Below are 18606 nucleotides of genomic sequence, written 5' to 3'. Positions count from 1 at the left end.
CGGGACGTTTTTCTGCACGTATAAACTATATTTACAGGAACACATGAAGGAGAATGAAAACATTGATAAAGTTTGAAGAATTAGGCATCAGCCAGCAAACCTTGAAAGCTGTTCTTAAGATGGGTTTTGAAGAGGCAACGCCAATCCAAGCGGAAACAATTCCGCTGAGCATGCAAAATAAGGACCTGATTGGACAGGCCCAGACAGGTACAGGAAAGACTGCTGCATTTGGCATCCCTCTCGTTGAAAAGATCGATCCTTCCATTCATGCCATCCAGGGGATCATCATTGCCCCAACCCGTGAACTTGCCATTCAGGTATCAGAGGAGCTTTACAAAATTGGATCTGGCAAGCGAATTCAAGTTTTGCCAATCTACGGAGGCCAGGATATCAGCCGCCAAATCCGTTCGCTGAAAAAAGGCCCTCATATCATTGTCGGTACCCCGGGCCGGCTCATCGACCATATCAACAGGAAAACAATGCGCCTTGACACAGTACACACAGCCATCCTTGATGAAGCAGATGAAATGCTTAACATGGGATTCATTGAGGATATCGAAGCAATTCTTGCCGAAATCCCAACTGAGCGCCAGACTTTGCTGTTCTCTGCGACCATGCCTGCACCAATTCAAAGGATGGCCGAAAAGTTCATGAAGAACCCTCAGGTTGTCCGGGTTAAAGCGAAGGAAATGACTGTTCCGTTGATCGAGCAGTACTACACTGAAGTTCAAGAGAAGAATAAGTTCGATGTACTGACAAGGCTGCTTGACATTCAATCCCCTGAGCTTGCGATAGTATTCGGCCGTACGAAGCGCCGTGTCGATGAACTTGCAGAGGCTTTGACGCTCAGAGGCTATACAGCAGAAGGAATCCATGGTGACCTTACTCAGGCGAAACGCATATCCGTGCTGCGAAAATTCAAAGAAGGTTCCATCGATATCCTTGTGGCAACAGACGTTGCCGCTCGCGGGCTCGATATTTCCGGTGTTACCCATGTTTACAATTTTGATATTCCACAGGATCCGGAATCCTATGTCCATAGGATTGGACGGACAGGCCGTGCTGGAAAAACAGGCGTCGCTTTAACTTTCATCACTCCGCGCGAAAAGTCCTATCTTGCAGTAGTTGAAAGGACAACCAAGCGGAAAATGGAAAGAATGAACCCGCCAACCCTTGATGAAGCGCTTGAAGGCCAACAAAAGGCAGTTGTTGATAGGATTAACCAATCAATTGAATCAAACAACCTGCATTATTATAAGGCAGCTGCCGCAGAGCTTCTGGAAACCCATGATGCTTCAACTGTAGTCGCAGCCGTTCTGAAAATGCTGACGAAAGAGCCTGACGCAACTCCGGTCAAGCTGACAGAAGAGTCCCCTCTTCCACAAAGAAGAGACCGCGACCGCAAGCCTTTCAACAGAGGTGGCCGCGGAGATTCCAAAGGTGGTTATGACCGCCGTAAAGGCTCCGGCCGCCAAGGCGAAAAACGCCCATACGAAAAGCGGACTGGCGGAAAGCCACGCAGCTTTAATAAACAATAACATTCAGGCACTGGTTCCCATTGGAACCCGTGTCAGACTGTAGACAAACTCGAAGAGTTTCGGGTTTGCCTACAGTCTTTTTTAATTTGAAATATAAATTGAAATGACAATGCGTCTCTAGATTTCCATTCCGGGTGGACGCTTTCCGCGGGCGGGGCCGAGCCGCTTCCCTCGCTACGCTCAGTCCAGGGTCTCGACTATCCCGCTTTTACCGCCGGAGTCGCCACCCTCCATTCCAATCAAATGAAATTCTCTTTTTAAAAAGAACACTATTTATGAGATGCCTGATGATGACTAAAATCAAGCCTATGAATGTGAAGAATTGGAAATAATTCTTAAGTTAAGTTTAATTTAACCCGATTCTTCACCATAAGTGATGGTTTATGATTAATACGCCCAACTTTTGTGTTGATTGGAGCGGAGGGTACCGACTCCGGCGGGATGTAGCGGCAAGGTGGAGACCCCACAGGCGCAAGCGCCGAGGAGGCTCCACTGACGCCCCGCGGAAAGCGTGTACCCGTAGCGCAAATCAACATATTCGCTAAAACCACTTTTTGTGGGGGAGAACCCTTTAACCTTCATAATTCCATATAAATTGCAAAAAGCAGTGAGTGGGTAACCTCTCGCTGCCTTTAGTCGACAATTTGGCACGGGTTCCCATTGGAACCCGTGTTTTTTAATGATTTTCAGGGACAATAGGCATGCTAAATGTAAAGTTTTTATTGGAGGGATGCCAGATGACTATTGTCAGACTTGGGTATGTTGCGATGAGTACGGTAGTCGAGCATTGTTCACCGTCACAGACAATGACATTTGCCCAATTTCAGCGGTTGAAGGACAGGGAGGCTGCCATCCGGAAATTGGAAAGGATAGCCCTCTCCAACCTGGAGAATTGCCTAAGGCTCCTCCGGCATAATCTAGCCAACGACATTCGTTTTTTTCGTTTCAGTTCCCGCCTGATTCCGTTGGCGAACCATGAAGAATTGTCCGATTGGGATTATATAACCCCTCTAGAGGAAGGGTTCCGGAATATTGCCGCCTTTTTAAAGGAACATCCTTCGAGAGTCGATTTTCATCCCGACCATTTCGTCGTCTTGAATACGAACAAGCAGGATATTTTAAAAACATCCATTCAAACGCTTTCGATGCACTACCAAATTCTTAAGGGAATGGGTATTCAGCCGAAACACCGTTGTGTCATCCATATAGGCGGCGGATATAATGACAAGGAAAAAGCACTCGAGATGTTCATTCATAACTGGGCCTATCTTCCTCGCAAGTTGCAGGATATGGTCATGCTGGAAAATGATGATACGACCTTCACGCTTAAGGAATGCCTGTATTTATGCGAAAAGCTTGGCGTTCCCTGTGTCTTCGATTATCACCATCACCTAGCCCATAATGGTGGCGGGAAAGGCTGGGAGGAAGATTGGGAAAGGGTGGCCACTTCCTGGTCATGGTCTCCGCTTCCTATAAAAATGCACATTTCCAGCCCGAAGTCGAAGAGCGAGTTCAGGGCCCATGCAGGATATATTGATCCTGCAATGTTCCTTGATTTTTTGCAAAGAGTGAAGGGTACCGTTCCTGAAATCGATTGTATGATTGAAGCAAAGGAAAAGGATGCGGCCTTATTTCGGCTAATGAATGATTTGAGGGGCAAACCCTACATTGAAATCATTGACCAAGCTTCCTTTAGAATTAAGTAAACAATTCTTCAAGATGCGGCGCTAGGGATCCTCCGGTATACTAGATGTAGTAGATGTGGGGAAAACGGAGGATACATATGATTACACAGCCTGAAAAAAGAATCTCACGTAAGGCACTTCTGGTTTGGCGAATATCGGGTGTGCTTGCGTCATTGTACGTCTGGATTCCATCGATACTGGCGGTAGTGCTGTCCACGGTATTTGAATGGAAACTGTGGATTCCGGTTGTCCTATGCCTTATCTCATTTGTCGTGACGGTATTCACTGTTTTTTTATTCCCGGAGCTAAGATGGAAGCGGTGGAGGTACGAGGTCAGGGAGCATGAAATTGAGCTTCAGAACGGAATATTTGTAATTAGGCGTTCTCTTATTCCAATGGCAAGGGTCCAGCATGTCGATACATTCCAAGGACCAATTTTAAGAAGGTTTGGGCTTAGGGCTATTATGGTGTCGACAGCTGCGACCATCCATGAAATACCAGCGCTAGAAGAAGAAGAAGCTGAGGCGTTAAGGGCGCAAATATCGAGGCTTGCAAGGGTGGCGGATGATGATGTTTGAACCGAAGAGACTCCATCCCATTGCCGCCGTCGCTAATGCGATTAAGCAATTAAAGGGCGTACTTGTTCCATTCGCGGCGTTTCTGTTTTTGGGGTCTAGAACGGAATGGGATGCATTTTACTATATTGCCGCAGGTATAGGCATTGTGGCTGCCCTGCTTGCAGGCGTCCTGTCCTGGTATCGGTTTACGTACAGAATTGAGGAGAATGAACTCCGGCTTGAGTATGGCATATTTATTATGAAAAAAAGATACATTCCTTTGGAAAGAATTCAAAGTGTCGACCGGAGTGAGGGGATTTTGCAGCGGCTGTTCGGCCTTGTTCAAATAAAGATAGAAACTGCTGGAGGCGGAGCCGGAATAGAAGGCTCGGAAGCTGTTTTTTCCGCGATCTCCAAAATGGATGCGTCCCAGCTTGAGGAAGCGATATCAGCTGGAAAAGGAAAAAAACCGATTACTGACAGCCAGGATGGACTAGTGCTTCCAAACAGAACACTTTACAAAATGCCGCTCACTACCTTATTCCTAATGGCTTCCACATCAGGGGGAGTAGGCGTGGTCATTTCGGCTGTGCTTGCCTTCTTCTTTCAATTTGAGGAATTTATTCCATATAAGAAGGTATTTAAGAATTTTGAGCATTTTGCCTCAACCGGCGCGGTTATCATTAGCATCCTTTTTTTTGTGGCGTTTTTGGCTGCCTGGTTGATTGCCATAGCCGGGATGATGCTAAAATACGGAAATTTCTCAATTGAAAAAACGGAAGAGGAATTTGTCATTTCCCGCGGGCTACTGGAAAAAAGGAAGATTACCATCCCACTGCGGAGGATCCAGGCTGTCCAAATTATCCAAAATCCAGTCAGGGAACTGCTTGGATATGCGGCTGTTCACCTCAATAGTGCTGGGGGATCCGCGGCTGAAAAGGATAGTTCAAGGATATTGATTCTCCCAATGGTAAGGCTTGAACAAGTTGGCCCGATTCTTGGGACGCATTTACAAGGGTATGATTTTAACACAAACCTCATCCCTTTGCCTAAGAGGGCGCTTGGAAGGTATATGTTCAGGTATATTATTTTTACTCTTCCGCCAGCCGCTGTTATCGCAGGCTTTTTCCAGCCCTGGGGTTATTTTGCGCTTCTTGTACCGGCCATCGCGGCGCTTTGGGCATACGCGCGGTACCGGGCTGCCGGGTTGGGAATTGAGGGAGAACAGCTTTGCCTCCAATACAGATTGCTAGCAAAGACAACCGTCTATTTGCAAAAAAATAAAATCCAATCCCTAGCCATGAAAGAGAGCTATTTTCAGAGGCGAAAAAAACTGGCCAAAATTGATGCTAGTGCAAAATCGGGTACAGGGATTGCCGGAGGAAGTGTCCAGGATGTGGATTCTTCGGATGCCATAGCCATTTACAGCTGGTTTTCACGCTCCGGGCCAGGGTCCTATTGAACCTGGGTAAAAGAGTTATTTCTGGATTTTCAGCAGTTATTTCCGGCCTGCGGCTGCCCCTAGCAGGAATCCAGACAAAAGCCCGAATAGATGGGCGGTAATATTGATATTTGGCTGAAGGAAGGTCATGATTATACTTATCGCAGCAATCGTCACAATTACCTGGCTGTCCTGGCGCGTCATATTTCTTTTGCGTAATAACACAATCGCGATATAGTAGCCGAACAGGCCGAAGATTGCTCCACTGGAACCAACATGGCTGTAGGTTGCAGGTTCAAGAAGAAAAGTGGCGAAGTTCGCGGCAATGCCGGATACAAAATACACAACAACGAATTTTACGCCTCCAAGCATACGCTCCAACCCCGGGCCAAAAAGGACAAGCGAGAAGGTGTTAAACAAAAAGTGGGAAAACCCGCTATGCATAATAATCGGGGTAACTAGCCTCCAGATTTCCCCCTCCGCAATATAAAGATTTACGCCCGTAAATGTAAAAATGAACCAGTAGTTTGGGAAAAAGGGCAAAACCGTTACTAGATAAAAGAGGAGGTTGATGGCTGCAATTGTTGATACGACAGGATAAAAACGGATGAACTGGCCAAAGGTTTCGGTTCTCGTAAACATGGGGTGCCTCCTAAACGACAAAATTATAGCGATACTAACATCTTAGCCGGAAGTCGCCTGCAAATCCATTCAGGTTATTCGTATGCTTGCAAAATCATCGTTAGAAGGAAGTTGGACACAATGATAAGAGGGATTGGAATTGATTTGATCGAGATAGGCAGGATTAGGGAATTGATGGAGAGACAGACGAAGTTTCCAGACCGTATTTTGACAGAGAGGGAGAAGGAGGAATTCAGCAAGCTACCAGCCAAAAGAAGGGCAGAATACCTGGCGGGAAGGTTTGCTGCCAAAGAGGCCTATGCCAAAGCGATTGGGACTGGTATTGGTGCGTCTCTTTCCTTCCTGGATATCGAAGTCGGTAAGGACCCTCTCGGTAAGCCTTTTTTCTTGCTCCCTTCAAGCCGGAAGGCCCACCTATCCATTACCCATACAAAGCAATATGCAGCTGCATATGTTGTCATCGAGGAGAGCTGATTCGGCTCTTCTCTTTTGTTAAGGCTGTGTTAAAAGAACTGGACAAATGACCAGCCCATAATTCAATCCATTCGTTAACATATTGTCCATGGTTGTCTCATATATTCATAATGACACAGGGAAGACAGGCAGCAGGGCGACCGGATGCCGCTTTCCAAAACGATGATATGAGAACAGAAGGGGTTGAAGGAATGAGGAAAAAGGTGTTGCTCGTTATTGCCGGGTTGCTGGCTGTTTTAGCCCTGTCAGCCTGCGGTGCAAAATCGCAGGAATCCGTCCGGGATCAGCTTGCAGGAAAGCTGGATAAGTTGTCAGGGTATAAAGCGAATGCGACGATGACACTGTCAATGGGCGCAAAACCACAGGTTTATAAGGTAGAAATTTGGCATAAGGATCCTGCCTATTATCGTGTTAATTTAAAAAATGCCAAGAAAGACCAAAGCCAGATGATTCTTAGAAATGATGATGGAGTTTTTGTGTTAACACCTGCCTTGAAAAAAAGCTTCCGCTTCCAGAGTGACTGGCCTAAAAACAGCAGCCAGGCATACCTGTACGAATCCTTAATAAAAGATATTGTTGCTGACAAAGAGGCGAAGTTCTCCTCAACAAAGGACTACTATGTGTTCGAAACGAAAACGCGGTATCAAAACAACCAAATGCTTCCGACCCAGGAAATTAAATTCAATAAAAAGGATCTATCCCCAGCAGTTGTCAAGGTCATGGATGCGGACCGGAACGCCCTTGTTATGGTGGAGTTTTCAAAAGTGAAATTCAACGCCAGTTTTGACAAGGATGATTTTGAAATGAAGAAAAACATGACCAGAGCGCAAATTGGTACGCCTGTGATGGCAGAGGCGGGCGTGGATGATACTTCCTTTACGGTTAAATACCCTACTGAGGAACTTGAAGGAGTCTCTTTCCTTTCCGAAAAAGAAATGGCTATTGAGGATGGAAAACGGGTAATTCTAACATACGGGGGCACAAAAACATTTACACTTGTCCAGGAGAAGAGGGTAGTTGAGGCAGCATCCGCCTCTTATCCCGTTGTTGTAAATGGAGAGCCAGCCGACCTTGGTTTTACAGTGGGAGCCCTCACCGACCATTCGCTAACCTGGACAGACAGCGGAGTGGACTACATGATTGCTTCCAATGATTTAACAAAGGATGAGATGGTTTCCATCGCGAGGACCGTCCAGGGAGAATTGTCAAAATAAGATTACCTCAATTATCAGGCGGGCCCGGTACAGGGTCCGCTTTTTGTGTATTCATGGAATCAACGGCAGAAAATACCGGTTGCCCATTTGTTAATGGGCATAGCAGCCTTATGATAAAATAGTGAAATCAGAAACTCGAATCAATGCCAGGGAAGTGACGTAATGGATATGGAAGGTTTTTTTTACAGAGATACATGGGCTGAAATTGATTTGGGAAACATTGAACAAAATATTACATCAATAAAGAAGCTTTTCCCAGAAGAAGTAAAGGTAATTGCGGTCGTAAAAGCTAACGCGTACGGGCATGGCGGGGTGGAAGTTGCGGAAACCGCTCTTGCAGCGGGTGCTGAATATTTGGCCGTAGCCTTTTTGGACGAAGCTCTTGCCCTAAGGAAAAAGGGGATAGAAGCCCCCATGTTGATTCTAGGAGCGACAAGGCCGGAAGATGTAAAGGTTGCCGCCGAGAACAGCCTAACAGTCACGGCCTATAGTTTGGAGTGGCTGCAGGAGGCCTCTGCCCACCTTGCCGAACATTCCTTATCTATCCATATTAAGGTGGATACAGGGATGGGGCGGATTGGTTTCAAGGATGCCAAAGAATTAAAACAGGCCGATGAGTTAATCAAGGCAGATGGCAGATTTTTGCTAGAAGGGGTATTTACCCATTTTGCAACAGCGGACGAAACAGGAACAGATTATTTCCGTAAGCAGCTTCGGGAGTTTAACCACTTGCTTGGTGTATTTAGCCATCGCCCAAGCTTGGTCCATGCAAGCAATAGCGCCGCAGCGATAAGGTTTCCGGAGGCAAGGTTTAATGCGGTACGGCTGGGAATCGGAATGTACGGCCTTGCGCCATCCCCGGAAATGAAATCGGAATTGCCCGTAGTGCTCCATGAGGCTTTTTCGCTTCACTCAAGAATCGTCCAAATCAAAAAGCTGCAAAAGGGCGAGTACATCAGCTATGGCGCAACCTATCAAGCAACTGGCGAGGAGTGGATTGCTACCATTCCGATTGGCTATGCGGACGGATGGATCCGAAAGCTTCAGGGACAGGAAGTACTGGTAAATGAAAAACGCTCACCGATTGTTGGAAGGATATGCATGGACCAATGCATGATTAGGCTCCAGGAATATGCTCCCCCCGGGACGGAAGTAATTTTAATTGGCAGACAGGGAGCAGAGTTTGTCGGGATTGATGAAATTGCCCGGAACATTGGAACGATTAATTATGAAATTCCCTGCCTCATCTCGAACAGGGTTCCCCGCTTGTATAAGAAGGAGGGGGAAATGGTTGGCCTGCAAAACAATTTGCTGGCGGATTAATGGATTAAAATCGTTTTTTTATGCCAATACTACATGTTGATTACGGAATTGGCTTTGCAAGCCTTGTGAATCATGGTATTATTAGAACTGGTAAGAAAATATAGCAACTTCTTGTCGGGGCATCCGGCAGAGGTGAAATGTATTTAAAAAAAGAGAAAAATGGCTTTTTCGCTGAAAACAGCGAAAAAATAAACGGTCTTTATAGTGATGGTGGAGGTGTAGCTTGTGTCAGAGACTGGCGCAACAACGGAAATCCTGGTAAAGTTACCGCAACATCTTTTAACCGAGTTGGACGGAATCGTAAAGCTTGAAAATGTGAACCGCAGCGAATTTATTTACCAGGCAACAAAGGCTTATTTACGCGAAAAGAAAAAGAGACAAATTCGCGAAGCCATGAGGCGGGGCTACATGGAGATGGCCAAAATCAACTTGACGATTGCATCGGAAGCATTCCTCGCAGAATATGAGGCGGAACACACTGTCGAACGTCTTGTAAGCGGAGGATAATCCTTTGATTGTCAAACGTGGTGACGTTTATTTTGCGGACCTTTCCCCGGTTGTCGGTTCCGAACAAGGCGGCGTCCGGCCGGTACTTGTCATTCAAAACGACATTGGGAATCGGTTTAGTCCCACAGTAATCATTGCAGCGATCACGGCGCAAATCCAGAAGGCAAAGCTGCCAACCCATGTTGAAATCAATGCGAAGCGTTATGGTTTTGAACGGGATTCAGTCATCCTGCTGGAGCAAATCCGTACAATCGACAAACAAAGACTGACGGATAAGATTACCCATCTTGATGACGAGATGATGGAAAAAGTGGATGAAGCCTTGCAGATAAGCCTTGGTCTTATCGAGTTTTAACCAACTACGCTCTTAACGGGCGTTTTCTACATAACCACCTCATATGAACATTCCAATCTTAGGCAGGCACCTCACGGGAGCCCGCCTTTTTATTTTATGAAAATTGTTAACAAACACGTTTACTCCGTTTGGATTATGGGTAAAAAACATAGTCGTTTAGATTAACGCAGGTGTACCGATTTATTACAAAATAAAACCGATAGTTTGGAATTGACGGTTTAGAATTGTTATCATTTAATGGATATAAGATATATAGTTGAAGGTATTGAGGCAAATTAAAACGAATAGCGCTTTTTTTGGACAAAACAAATGAATAGTAGCGTCCGGAAAAGACAGGGAGGACTTAATGGAGAACCTAATATTGGACTATGTAAGAGCGCAAAAGATCGAGATTGCAAATGAATGGATGAACAGGATGAGAACCGAGGCGGATGAAAGGGTACTGAGGATGGTATCCGAACAAGTCTTTAATGGGACAAGCTCCGAGTTTATCGATTTGATTGGCTCAAGTCTCGGAGGTTCGAAAGAGGAGTTCCGTTCCAAACTGAGCGAATTTGCTGAAAAAGTTGTAAGGCTTGGTTGGCCGCTTCATTTTGTCATAGAGGGTGTCAGGACATATAGCAAAGTAGTTTTTGAAGGAATGCAGGAAAAAGAGTATGTAACGGACGAAAATCAGATGGCGGTCGTTTATGCGTTTGATCGTTGGATCAGCCCGCTGCAAAATGAAGTAGTCGATATTTACTCTAGGACTTGGGAGCGAACGGTATCCCTTCAAAAAATTGCGCTCCAGGAATTATCAGCTCCTCTTATCCCTGTTTTTGAAAAAATTACAGTTATGCCCCTTGTCGGCACAATTGATACTGAACGGGCAAAGCAGATAATGGAAAATCTTTTGACAGGCGTCGTCAAGCACGGTTCGGAAGTCGTGTTGATTGATATTACCGGAGTGCCGGTTGTCGATACGATGGTCGCCCATCATATTATCCAGGCGGCCGAAGCGGTAAGGCTTGTCGGAGCAAAATGCATGCTTGTCGGGATCAGGCCCGAAATCGCCCAAACACTCGTCAATCTTGGAATTGACCTGAATCAATTCACGACAAAAAATACATTGAAAAAAGGCGTTGAAGCCGCCCTGGAATTAACAAACCGGAAAATTATTAAGGTGGAGGGTGCAAAATGAGAATGAGGATACCGATTTTAAAGCTGCATGATTGCTTGCTTGTTTCCATTCAATGGGAATTGGATGACCAAACAGCCCTCCAGTTCCAGGAGGACCTGCTCCATAAAATCCATGAAACGAGCGCCAATGGGGTTGTTATTGATATTACCTCAATCGATTTTATCGACTCCTTCATTGCCAAGGTGCTTGGCGATGTGATAAGCATGTCCAAACTGATGGGGGCCAAGGTCGTTATTACGGGAATCCAGCCTGCGGTTGCAATTACACTGATTGAACTGGGAATTGGATTAGACGATGTCCTAACGGCATTAGACTTAGAAAAAGGTTTGGAGAAATTACAACAGGAATTGGGGGATTAGCTAGATGGGCATCCAATCCTGTGTAAAAATCCTAAATGAGTGGGACATTGTGGCTGCCCGCCAGCTTGGCCGCAATGTTGCCAAAGAGCTTGGATTCGGCACGGTGGACCAGGCGAGAATTACGACTGCAATAAGTGAGCTGGCGAGAAATATTTACCTTTATGCCGGTCAAGGGCAGATTTGTATCGAAAAAATTTACGAGGGCCCAAAATCTGGCCTTAAGGTCATTGCTGTGGACAGTGGTCCTGGTATAAATGATATCAGGCAGGTGATGGAGGACGGCTTTTCAACCTCCGGTGGCCTTGGAGCTGGCCTTCCTGGGGTGAAACGGCTAATGGATGAATTTGACATTCTCTCATCATCTGGAAAAGGAACTGATATTAGAGCGGTGAAATGGCTCCGTTAGGGGGATGAAAATGGATTTGCGAGAAAGAATGGAAACGAATTATCGGGACATACTGATTGATTATCTAAATGACCAATCCGAACAAACCTTGTACCAAGGACAGAAGTTTAGCAGGGAATTGATGGAAAAGAAAATTTCCCCGGAGGAAATTGTAAGCCTTCATAAAAGCCTCTTGCTTGACCTATATCCCAATGTACCTGAAAGTGTACTCCATTCTTTTGACGTCCTTTTAGAAGTTATGGTTGGCTATGGGCTTGCCTACAGGGAACATCAAAGTCTTAGAAATAAGCAAATGGAATACCGTACCGAAATGGAGATCGCCGCAAATGTCCAGCAAACACTACTTGGAACCTCCATTCCCGAGGTGGAAGGTATGGACATTGGAGCGATAAGTGTCCCAGCAAGGCATATGAATGGCGATTATTTTCATTTTGTCCAGGATGACAATCAATGTGTAAACGTGGCTATTGCCGATGTCATTGGAAAGGGCATTCCAGCCGCGCTTTGCATGTCTATGATTAAATACGCAATGGACAGCCTCCCGGAAAACAGGCATGCGCCACATATGGTGCTTGAAAGCTTGAACAGGGTTGTTGAACAAAATGTGGATCCAAGCATGTTCATCACGATGTTTTATGGTATGTATAATCCCGCCAATCATATCTTTTATTATTCTTCAGCGGGGCATGAGCCAGGCTTTTACTATAATGCCGAAAAAGCTGAATTTTTGGAAATGGAAGCGAAAGGGCTTTTGCTGGGGATTGATAAAAAAACAAAGTATCAGCAATTCGAACGCCCTATCTATCCAGGTGATATGATTATTCTAATGTCAGATGGCGTAACGGAGTGCCGAACGGAGGAAGGTTTCCTTGAAAGGGATGCTCTGATCGGTTATATCCGTAAATATCTTCATTTGGGTGCACAAGAAATCGTGAACAATATTTACAAAGACCTTGAAAGGCTCCAAGATTTCCAATTAAGGGATGATTTTACACTTATTATCCTGAAAAGGAGCGTTTAACAGCCGCAAATACGGGTAAAGTGTTTAAGTGGTTAGTAAATAGACAAGGGGTGGGTCAAGTGGACATCAAATTAGATGTTAATGAATCCAATGATTTTGTTGAAATATATGTGAACGGTGAAATAGATGCCTACACAGCTCCAAAGCTACGCGAGGCGGTTTTCCCGCTTTCGGAAAAAGACGGAGTGAAAATGGTAATCGACCTTTCAGAAGTATCCTATATGGATAGTACCGGACTAGGAGTGATTGTAGGCGTGTTCAAATCGGTCCGCAGCCACAACGGGGAATTCAAACTCGTTGGGCTCTCGGAAAGGTTAAACAGACTTTTTGAAATTACAGGTCTGGCTGACATCATAGACATTAACAGCCAGATAGAGGGTGGAGTGCAATGAGCCAGGCGTTTGACTATATTGAAATGAAAATTCCGGCTAAACCCGAATATGTAGGAGTCATACGCCTTACACTTTCCGGTATAGCAAGCCGGATGGGGTTTTCATACGACGATTTGGAAGATTTGAAAATTGCTACAAGTGAAGCATGTACCAATGCGGTCCAACATGCATACAAAAACAAGGAAATCGGTGAAGTAATCGTCGGTTTCGGCCTGTATGAGGACCGGCTGGAAGTCATGGTAGCGGACAGCGGGCAAAGTTTTGATTTCGAATCGGCTAGGCAGGGCCTTGGCCGGTATGAAGATAATGATTCCGTGGAGTTTTTGCGTGAAGGAGGCTTAGGGCTTTACCTGATTGAAACGCTTATGGATGAAGTAAGGATTCACCATAAAGAAGGTGTCACGGTCTTTATGACTAAGTACCTCGAAGGAGAGCAGGTGGAGACGGATGTCGAAACAATCTCAACTTAACTCCTCAGGAAAACAAGAAATAAACGACCTTATCAAAGCGTATCAGCTCCATCAGGATGACTATGCCCAGGAGCAACTGGTCCTTCACTACAAAAATCTAGTTGAAACAATCGCGCGTAAATATTCTAAGGGACGCTCGTTCCATGAAGACATCTTCCAGGTTGGAATGATTGGCCTTCTTGGCGCAATCAGAAGATATGATGAATCGTTCGGGAAGAGTTTTGAGGCGTTTGCTGTGCCAACAATCATTGGGGAGATCAAACGATTTTTGAGGGATAAAACATGGAGTGTCCATGTCCCGAGGCGGATTAAGGAGCTTGGGCCGAAAATAAAAACAACCGTCGAGGAACTGACAACCAAGCTTCACCGCTCCCCTAAGGTAATTGAAATAGCCGAATATCTTGATGTTTCCGAGGAAGAAATCCTTGAAGCGATGGAAATGGGCAAAAGCTATCAGGCCCTTTCGGTAGACCACTCAATCGAAGCAGATTCGGATGGCGGAACTGTCACCCTGCTTGATATCGTTGGAAGTGTGGATGAAGGATATGAAAAAATCAACCAGAGGCTGGTCCTCGAAAAAGTCCTTCATGTCCTTAATGACCGTGAAAAGAAAATCATCCAGTATACGTATTTGGAGAACATGAGCCAAAAAGATGCGGGCGACAAGCTCGGCATTTCCCAAATGCATGTATCCCGTTTGCAAAGGCGGGCAATCAAGAAGCTGCAGGAAGCCATCCACGCGGAGGCCAACAACTCGGAGTGTCTTTCATGAACCATCTTGTAAAAACCAACATTGAAGTTTATGCGTATCAAATAGCCAAAGAAGGAAAGTCCCATTGCGGTGACAGCTATTTTTTTATCGCAACCGATGAATATTTCGTATGCGTGCTTGCCGACGGCCTTGGCAGCGGCCTTTATGCATATGAAGCCTCGCATGCTGTTGTCCTTGCTGTGGAAAAAAACCACCATGAAGACGTGGAAACTTTGATGAAATTTTGCAATGATGCACTTGCCACAAAAAGGGGAGCCGCGGTTTCCGTATTGAAAGTCTATTTCCACGCCAGGGAGTTTGTTTATAGCTGCGTAGGGAACATCCGCTTCTTTTTGTATTCCTCAAAAGGAAAGCTGACGTATCCTTTACCGGTCACCGGCTACCTGTCGGGAAAACCGCAAACCTACCATACACAGCGCTTTTCTTATGACCCCCATTCTAAATTCCTGATTTTCTCGGATGGATACGATTTTCAGGGAGTCAAAGCCCTCCTAAAGGGCCTGTTCCCTGTCGAGATGATCGCTGATGAGATAAAACGCAAATACCCAACAAAATCGGATGACGCTACATTCATTATCGGGAGCCTGCACTAGTGCAGGTTCTTTTTGTCTTTTTAAAATGAATTCACTCTCAATCTGATAGGGATATTTTGGTCGGATGCTGCGGTTCCAGTGTTTCTCCCTATCCAGATAGTTTGATACAATAGAAGTGAAGCAAGAAAGAGTGGAGGAATGGTTAGGTGAACGAGACCATCACAAAGCAGAATGAATTTGCAAAGTTGATTGCCAACGAACAGAGCCTGGCCCTTAAACAGGTCCAGAATGTCATGTCGCTCGTCAATGAAGGGAACACGGTTCCGTTCATTGCCCGTTATCGAAAGGAACAGACCGATGCGCTTGATGAAGTCCAAATCAGGAACATAATTGAAAGATGGCAATACCTGCAAAACTTGGGACAGAGAAAGGAAGAAATCGTTCGTTCCATTTCGGAGCAGGGTAAACTTACAGACGAATTGGCCAAACAAATAGAAAAAGCAACAAAGCTTCAGGAACTGGAAGATCTGTATAGACCATACAAGCAGAAGCGCAGGACAAAGGCGACCGTTGCAAAAGAAAAGGGCCTTGAGCCATTGGCGGACTGGCTTCTGGCGCTTTCCGGTGGTTCTGTTGAAGAAAAGGCAAAAGAATTTTTATCTGAAGAAAAGGAAGTCCTATCGATTGAGGAGGCGCTTGCAGGTGCAAGGGATATCATTGCGGAGCGTATATCCGATGATGCCGAAAGCAGGAAGTGGATCAGAAGGGAAACATTCAAAACCGGTACGGTTGTTGCTGCAGTAAAGGACGCAGAAAAGGACGAAAAGAAAGTCTTTGAAATGTATTACGAATTTGAAGAGCCAGTCAGCAAAATAGTCCCGCATCGGATCCTTGCATTGAACCGTGGCGAAAAGGATGAGATTCTTAGGATAGGGATAAAAACCAGCTCAGATTCAAACATGAAGTATTTGGAGAAAAAATGGATAGGCAAACTCCATTCCCCATCCGCCAGCATGGTTGCGGAAGCAATCGAGGACGGTTACAAAAGGCTTATTCAGCCTTCAGTCGAAAGGGAAATCCGTAATGAGCTGACGGAAAAGGCCGAAGAGCAGGCTATCCATATATTTGCTGAGAACCTTCGGAAGCTGCTGCTTCAGCCGCCGTTGAAAGGAAAGGTCGTATTAGCAGTCGATCCCGCTTTCCGGACGGGCTGCAAGCTTGCCGTTGTGGATGAAACTGGCAAGGTTTTGAAAATAGATGTCATCTACCCCCATCCGCCAGTATCAAAAAAGCATGAAGCAAAAGGAAAATTCACGGCAATTTTATCGGAATATAAGGTACAAATGGTGGCAATTGGGAATGGAACAGCTTCAAGGGAAACAGAGCAGTTCGTCGCTGATATTCTTAAAGAAGTGAATCGGGAAATTTATTATTTAATTGTCAACGAGGCAGGAGCAAGTGTATATTCTGCTTCAGACTTTGCCCGTGAGGAGTTTCCTCATTTGCAGGTTGAAGAACGGAGCGCCGTGTCAATCGGAAGGCGTCTGCAGGATCCGCTTGCCGAACTTGTGAAAATTGACCCGAAATCGGTCGGTGTCGGCCAGTACCAGCATGATGTTTCGCAAAAGAGGCTGTCGGAATCACTCCATTTTGTCGTCGAAACGGCTGTTAACCAAGTTGGGGTAAATGTGAACACTGCTTCGCCGGCCCTTCTTAAATATGTTGCCGGCCTGACAAAAACAACCGCTGCCAACATCGTTAAACAGCGGGAGGAAGAAGGTAAATTCGTCAACCGATCACAACTGAAGAAAATCCCTCGCCTAGGTGCAAAAACATATGAACAAGCCATCGGGTTCCTGCGAATCCTGGATGGGGCTGAACCACTTGACCGTACAGGTATCCATCCGGAGAATTATGGTGCAGTAAAAAAACTTTTGGCGACTTTTGGATTTACAACTGCTGACCTTGGCAGCCCCAAGCTGAAGGAAGCCCTAAACAAGCTTGAGCTTGGAAAAGCAGCAGAAGATCTTTCGATTGGTGAAATAACCCTAAAGGATATTATCGAAGCCCTCATTCGACCGGAGCGTGACCCTCGCGACGAGCTCGATGCTCCATTGCTGAAAAAAGATGTCCTAAAACTTGAGGATTTACAAACAGGAATGGAACTTCAGGGGACAGTAAGGAATGTTGTTGATTTCGGAGCCTTTGTCGACATCGGAGTAAAACAGGATGGGCTTGTGCATATTAGCAAGCTGAGAAAGCAATATGTCAAGCATCCTCTAGATGTCGTCTCTGTAGGTGATGTCGTAACCGTCTGGGTGGATTCAGTCGATAAACAAAAAGGCCGAGTGTCTTTGACAATGATTGTCCCAGAGGCATCTAAAGAAGAAAAATAAGAAAAGTGGGAACAAACAAACTATGTAAGTTATAATAACGTAAAAACAGCGTGCCTTGATTTAACGGGCACGTCTTTTTTTGTTGTTAGGGAAAAGGGAGTGTCCTAAGAAAAAGCCAGCTTAAAGAACTATGAAGGATTTTTCCTCCTGTAGAAGAACCAGCACTGATTAAGGAGCTTGATTTGGTACCGATTTTTCTCATAGAAAGCACGCCTAATCCTGTTTTGGAACCAAGTTGGCATGGATTATCCCTCCCGATGTGTCATAACGTTTCTCTAGTCTATGCTATAATAGGTTGTCATGTTCAACGGAAGGGAGGGTCCAATAGTCGATGGAAAACTCGGAACTACAGGCGTTAACAGAAAATATTTCGCTCGAGCACTTTGGACTCCGCTTTATACATAAAGCTATCTTCAACCCCAGGCTTAGAACAACTGGTGGAAGATACCTGCTGAAATCACATAACATAGAAATCAACAAGCGCTATTTGGAAGAGCTTGGTTATGACGAAATGATCGGCATTATAAAGCATGAATTGTGCCACTATCACCTTCATACCCGTGGGAAAGGATACCGCCACAGGGACGCGGATTTCAGGGCGTTGTTAAAAAAAGTCGGGGCACCTAGATTCTGTGGCCAGCTTCCGGAAAACGAAGCAAAGAAAAGAAGTGGGAAGGTTGTTGTCTACCAATGTGCGGGCTGTGGAATTCTTTTTAAAAGGAGGAGGAGCATAAACACAGCCAGATACGTGTGCGGAAAGTGCAGGGGTGAATTGCGCAAAGTTAAAGAAATGAGTGCCCAGTAGACGGTGGAAAATCAACCAAAATTTATCTTGAAGTCGTTCTTGACATTGGGGTGGAGCGTCATTATAATGTAAAGAGTCGACGGAAGGCTCTTCAATACTTCCGATGAATAGTTCATGTGGATAAATCAATATTCCGAGTAGTATAGTGGTAGAGACGAGCATCACTTCCATGAATAGACTGCGAGTTGTACCCGCCGAGCTGCATCTTGCGAAGCATCCTGAGGTGGGGACACTGATGTAAACAGGGAGTATAGGTGAACTTTTATTTATTCCGCAGTAGCTCAGTGGTAGAGCAATCGGCTGTTAACCGATCGGTCGTAGGTTCGAGTCCTACCTGCGGAGCCATTTTTGGGGAAGTACTCAAGAGGCTGAAGAGGCGCCCCTGCTAAGGGTGTAGGTCGGGTAACCGGCGCGAGGGTTCAAATCCCTCCTTCTCCGTTCCGTATTTTATTATGGCCCCTTGGTCAAGCGGTTAAGACACCGCCCTTTCACGGCGGTAACACGGGTTCGAATCCCGTAGGGGTCATTTATTATTT

The 18606-nt window shown here is 45.5% G+C and carries 21 protein-coding genes and 3 tRNA genes; 22 read left to right on the top strand and 2 right to left on the bottom strand.

What is annotated here, in order from left to right:
• Window positions 1-62 precede the first annotated feature (62 nt).
• From AR337_RS08335 to AR337_RS08320, 4 genes are all read left to right on the top strand, one after another.
• The gene (locus tag AR337_RS08335) at window positions 63-1538 is read left to right on the top strand and encodes a DEAD/DEAH box helicase (RefSeq protein ID WP_059171516.1); all 1476 of its coding nucleotides are present in this window, start codon (window positions 63-65) and stop codon (window positions 1536-1538) included.
• Between the two features lie 737 nt (window positions 1539-2275).
• Complete coding sequence (gene uvsE, locus AR337_RS08330) at window positions 2276-3244, top strand: UV DNA damage repair endonuclease UvsE (protein WP_059171515.1); 969 nt, start codon at window positions 2276-2278, stop codon at window positions 3242-3244.
• A gap of 77 nt (window positions 3245-3321) precedes the next feature.
• A complete protein-coding gene (locus AR337_RS08325) occupies window positions 3322-3801 on the top strand; it encodes a PH domain-containing protein (protein WP_059171514.1) in 480 nt (159 codons plus the stop codon).
• Window positions 3794-5242 carry a PH domain-containing protein gene (locus AR337_RS08320; RefSeq protein WP_082686910.1) on the top strand — a complete coding sequence of 483 codons (1449 nt, stop codon included), beginning with the start codon at window positions 3794-3796 and terminating at the stop codon, window positions 5240-5242. The genes AR337_RS08325 and AR337_RS08320 overlap by 8 nt, the downstream gene beginning before the upstream one ends.
• A 36-nt stretch (window positions 5243-5278) precedes the next feature.
• Here AR337_RS08320 and AR337_RS08315 read toward each other — a convergent pair whose 3' ends face one another.
• A complete protein-coding gene (locus tag AR337_RS08315) occupies window positions 5279-5863 on the bottom strand; it encodes a rhomboid family intramembrane serine protease (protein WP_059171512.1) in 585 nt (194 codons plus the stop codon).
• 120 nt (window positions 5864-5983) lie between these two features.
• Here AR337_RS08315 and acpS point away from each other — a divergent pair, with 120 nt between their 5' ends.
• The 14 genes from acpS to AR337_RS08245 all read left to right on the top strand — a co-directional run bounded on the left by acpS (window position 5984) and on the right by AR337_RS08245 (window position 17265).
• Entirely contained in the window at window positions 5984-6337 is a 354-nt protein-coding gene (gene acpS, locus AR337_RS08310) for a holo-ACP synthase (protein ID WP_059171511.1), read from the top strand.
• Window positions 6338-6528: 191 nt separating this feature from the next.
• Window positions 6529-7551 (top strand): outer membrane lipoprotein carrier protein LolA, encoded by a 1023-nt coding sequence (locus AR337_RS08305; RefSeq protein WP_059171510.1) that lies wholly within the window; start codon window positions 6529-6531, stop codon window positions 7549-7551.
• A 162-nt stretch (window positions 7552-7713) separates the two neighbouring features.
• Window positions 7714-8874, top strand: coding sequence for an alanine racemase (gene alr / locus AR337_RS08300; RefSeq protein WP_059171509.1), 1161 nt, complete (start codon window positions 7714-7716; stop codon window positions 8872-8874).
• A gap of 225 nt (window positions 8875-9099) precedes the next feature.
• Window positions 9100-9381, top strand: a complete 282-nt coding sequence (locus tag AR337_RS08295) for a CopG family ribbon-helix-helix protein (protein ID WP_053364852.1) — start codon at window positions 9100-9102, stop codon at window positions 9379-9381.
• A gap of 4 nt (window positions 9382-9385) precedes the next feature.
• Entirely contained in the window at window positions 9386-9736 is a 351-nt protein-coding gene (gene ndoA, locus AR337_RS08290) for a type II toxin-antitoxin system endoribonuclease NdoA (protein ID WP_059171508.1), read from the top strand.
• 346 nt (window positions 9737-10082) lie between these two features.
• On the top strand, window positions 10083-10916 hold the full coding sequence (locus AR337_RS08285; protein WP_059171507.1) for an RsbT co-antagonist protein RsbRA: 834 nt from the start codon (window positions 10083-10085) through the stop codon (window positions 10914-10916).
• Window positions 10913-11275 (top strand): STAS domain-containing protein, encoded by a 363-nt coding sequence (locus tag AR337_RS08280; RefSeq protein WP_172797522.1) that lies wholly within the window; start codon window positions 10913-10915, stop codon window positions 11273-11275. The genes AR337_RS08285 and AR337_RS08280 overlap by 4 nt, the downstream gene beginning before the upstream one ends.
• Window positions 11276-11279: 4 nt before the next feature.
• A complete protein-coding gene (locus tag AR337_RS08275; protein WP_059171506.1) occupies window positions 11280-11681 on the top strand; it encodes an anti-sigma regulatory factor in 402 nt (133 codons plus the stop codon).
• A 10-nt stretch (window positions 11682-11691) separates the two neighbouring features.
• Window positions 11692-12702, top strand: a complete 1011-nt coding sequence (locus tag AR337_RS08270; RefSeq protein ID WP_059171505.1) for a PP2C family protein-serine/threonine phosphatase — start codon at window positions 11692-11694, stop codon at window positions 12700-12702.
• Between the two features lie 59 nt (window positions 12703-12761).
• Window positions 12762-13094 (top strand): anti-sigma factor antagonist, encoded by a 333-nt coding sequence (locus tag AR337_RS08265; protein ID WP_059171504.1) that lies wholly within the window; start codon window positions 12762-12764, stop codon window positions 13092-13094.
• Window positions 13091-13564, top strand: coding sequence for an anti-sigma B factor RsbW (rsbW, locus tag AR337_RS08260; RefSeq protein WP_059171503.1), 474 nt, complete (start codon window positions 13091-13093; stop codon window positions 13562-13564). Before AR337_RS08265 ends, rsbW begins: the two co-directional genes overlap by 4 nt.
• Complete coding sequence (sigB, locus tag AR337_RS08255) at window positions 13542-14336, top strand: RNA polymerase sigma factor SigB (protein ID WP_059171502.1); 795 nt, start codon at window positions 13542-13544, stop codon at window positions 14334-14336. The genes rsbW and sigB overlap by 23 nt, the downstream gene beginning before the upstream one ends.
• A complete protein-coding gene (locus tag AR337_RS08250; protein ID WP_059171501.1) occupies window positions 14333-14929 on the top strand; it encodes a PP2C family serine/threonine-protein phosphatase in 597 nt (198 codons plus the stop codon). Before sigB ends, AR337_RS08250 begins: the two co-directional genes overlap by 4 nt.
• A gap of 146 nt (window positions 14930-15075) precedes the next feature.
• Window positions 15076-17265 (top strand): Tex family protein, encoded by a 2190-nt coding sequence (locus AR337_RS08245; protein ID WP_059171500.1) that lies wholly within the window; start codon window positions 15076-15078, stop codon window positions 17263-17265.
• Between the two features lie 128 nt (window positions 17266-17393).
• On the opposite strand, the gene cmpA is transcribed toward AR337_RS08245, so the two are convergent.
• On the bottom strand, window positions 17394-17507 hold the full coding sequence (cmpA, locus tag AR337_RS23095) for a cortex morphogenetic protein CmpA (protein WP_156424341.1): 114 nt from the start codon (window positions 17505-17507) through the stop codon (window positions 17394-17396).
• A gap of 89 nt (window positions 17508-17596) precedes the next feature.
• On the opposite strand from cmpA, the gene AR337_RS08240 reads away from it, so the two are divergent.
• From AR337_RS08240 to AR337_RS08225, 4 genes are all read left to right on the top strand, one after another.
• Window positions 17597-18070 (top strand): SprT family protein, encoded by a 474-nt coding sequence (locus tag AR337_RS08240; protein WP_059171499.1) that lies wholly within the window; start codon window positions 17597-17599, stop codon window positions 18068-18070.
• 270 nt (window positions 18071-18340) lie between these two features.
• Window positions 18341-18415: transfer RNA gene (locus AR337_RS08235), tRNA-Asn, on the top strand.
• Window positions 18416-18420: 5 nt separating this feature from the next.
• Window positions 18421-18508, top strand: a tRNA-Ser gene (locus tag AR337_RS08230).
• Between the two features lie 16 nt (window positions 18509-18524).
• Window positions 18525-18596 (top strand) — tRNA-Glu (locus AR337_RS08225).
• Window positions 18597-18606 lie beyond the last annotated feature (10 nt).

This window comes from Bacillus sp. FJAT-27445, from assembly GCF_001510665.1.
Taxonomy (GTDB): domain Bacteria; phylum Bacillota; class Bacilli; order Bacillales; family Cytobacillaceae; genus Bacillus_D.
Note: the sequence above shows the minus strand (reverse complement) of the source record. Positions and strands in the feature narration are given on the sequence as shown.